The organism is Streptomyces bohaiensis (genome assembly GCF_012033785.1).
Classification (GTDB): domain Bacteria; phylum Actinomycetota; class Actinomycetes; order Streptomycetales; family Streptomycetaceae; genus Streptomyces; species Streptomyces bohaiensis.
Genome location: NZ_JAAVJC010000519.1, coordinates 1 through 1,416, shown reverse-complemented (window position 1 = coordinate 1,416; position 1,416 = coordinate 1). Strand labels below are relative to the sequence as shown.

Annotated in this window: 1 protein-coding gene; it reads right to left on the bottom strand. The window is 80.2% G+C overall.

Annotated features, from left to right (window positions below):
* Positions 1-33: 33 nt before the first annotated feature.
* Entirely contained in the window at positions 34-1,362 is a 1,329-nt protein-coding gene (locus HCN52_RS24430; RefSeq protein ID WP_245175426.1) for an MATE family efflux transporter, read from the bottom strand.
* Positions 1,363-1,416: the final 54 nt, after the last annotated feature.

Here is a 1,416-nt window from a genome sequence, read left to right as displayed (position 1 = left end):
GGTCGTCGGGGGGCCCGCCGGTCGGGTCGCCGCTCACCGCTCCGCCCGCGGGGTCGCCGCCGGCCGGTCCGCCGCCGGTCCGCTGTCCATCTCGCCGTCCGGGTCGCCGTCCGGGTCGCTGTCCCGGTCGCCGTCCCGGTCGCCGTCTCGGTCGCCGTCCGGGTCGCCGTCCGGGTCGCCCGCGGGGCCGCGCAGCTCGCGGCGGACCCGCAGCCAGGCGGCGGCGCTCTTGGCCGCGGACCCGGCGCAGAGCCCCCAGGCGGCGCCGAGCACCCCGCCGAGCGCGTACCCGCCGAGCAGCAGGCAGACGGAGAGCGCGGAGAACGCCACCTGGAGGGGCAGCGTCGCGCGCGGCCGGACCACCCGCAGCGTGACCAGCCCGCACACGCCGAGCGCCATCACGGTGTACTGCGTCCCCGTCGCCGGCAGCAGCGCGGCGGCCGCGTCCCAGGTGTCGCCGAGCAGCGCGCGGCCGGCCGAGTCGGGGAGCAGATGGAGCACCGTGCCCCACGCGGCGGCGGCCAGGGCCAGCGCGCCGCCGGCCAGCGCGGCGGCGCGGGCCTTGTTCTCATCGGTGTGCAACCGGTTGAGCTGCGGCGGACCGAAGCCGTTGGCCGCGTTGAACGCCACGTTCAGCGGCCCGAAGAGGACGGCGGCGCCCCGGAGCGCGCCGACGGCCAGCGGGTTGGCGAGGAGGCCGAGGCCGACGATCGCCAGCTGGGTGCCGGCCTGACCCACCCCGTACTCCACCGCGAACCGGCGGCCGAGGTGGTCGCGGCGCAGCCGCGCGGCGAGCGGCGCCGGACGGGCGCCGCGGGTGGCGCGGACCAGCAGGGCGGCCGCGAGCAGCAGCGCGGGCAGCGCGGAGAGCCCCCACACCAGGACCAGCCGGGCGGGGCCGGCGCCGTCCGGCTGCAGGGTGAGCAGCGGCACGGCGACGGCGAGCCGGCACAGGTCGGCGGCGAGCGCGCCGTGGGCCGCGCCGAGCAGCGAGAAGCCGTGGCGCAGCGCGTCCTGGGTGAGCACCAGCGGCAGGACCAGGCCGAGAGCGGCGAAGGCGTCGCCGGCCGGTCCGCCCGCGGCGCCCCCCGCGACGAGGAGCACCGCCCCCGCGGCGGTGGCGGCCGCCGCGGTGAACAGCGCCGCGCCGCGCGCCTCGGCGTGGAGTCGCTCCTGATCGCCGCGGTGCAGGACGAGGGCCTGGCCGACGTAGGCGGCGAAGAGGCCGGTCAGCACCGTCGCGACCGTGTACACCACGGCGAACGCGGCGAAGGCGGCGGCCGTGGACTGCCGGGCGGCGACGACCACCACGAGGATGCCGGTGAGGGCGACGACGCCCTGGTCGGCGACGGACGCCGCCATCGCCCGCCGCGGCGGCAGCCGCCTCACCGGGCCGCCGCCGGCCCGTGGCCGCCC